This is a genomic window from Clostridium saudiense (assembly GCF_000577815.1).
Taxonomy (GTDB): domain Bacteria; phylum Bacillota; class Clostridia; order Clostridiales; family Clostridiaceae; genus Clostridium; species Clostridium saudiense.
On the sequence record NZ_CBYM010000100.1, the window covers coordinates 1 to 511 of the forward strand.

Genomic DNA, 511 nt, shown 5'->3' on the forward strand with positions numbered 1-511 from the left:
GGAGCTGTCGCAATAGCGGGTAAAAAAATCCGCTAGCGATAGCTCTTTTTCTATATTTTCAAAAAAATAATTGTACATTTTCGATTAAAATCAAATTGAATATAAAAATAGACGCACTTAAATAAGCCTAATGAAAAAAGGCTTTAAAAATTTAAATTATGCAGTTTTCTTTAATTCAAATAAATGCTTACCAGTTCGGTTAGCCTGTATTTTGTTATGCAATTTATTTATATTATGAGCTACAGCAAGTAGTATACTTTCTGCTAAGACATTATTTTGTCCACGGCACATAAACCTTCTAAAATTCATATCATGCTTTAATTGAGCAAAAGAACCTTCTGCTTGAATACTTCTATTCATTCTAAGTAAACAACCTTCATCAGTAATAATTCTCGTTAAATCTTCTTTTCTTTGCCTATTAAACTTTTTTGAAGTTTCAAATTTTTTAGTTCTTTCTTCTAATGGTATTTTAGAATTATTCCCTTTAATACATTTGTTCTTGTAATTACAG

The 511-nt window shown here is 27.8% G+C and carries 1 protein-coding gene; it reads right to left on the reverse strand.

Features of this window, described 5'->3' with window-relative positions:
* Positions 1–156: 156 nt before the first annotated feature.
* On the reverse strand, positions 157–511 hold a 355-nt coding region (locus TY07_RS17090; RefSeq protein ID WP_042403171.1), incomplete at its 5' end, for a transposase.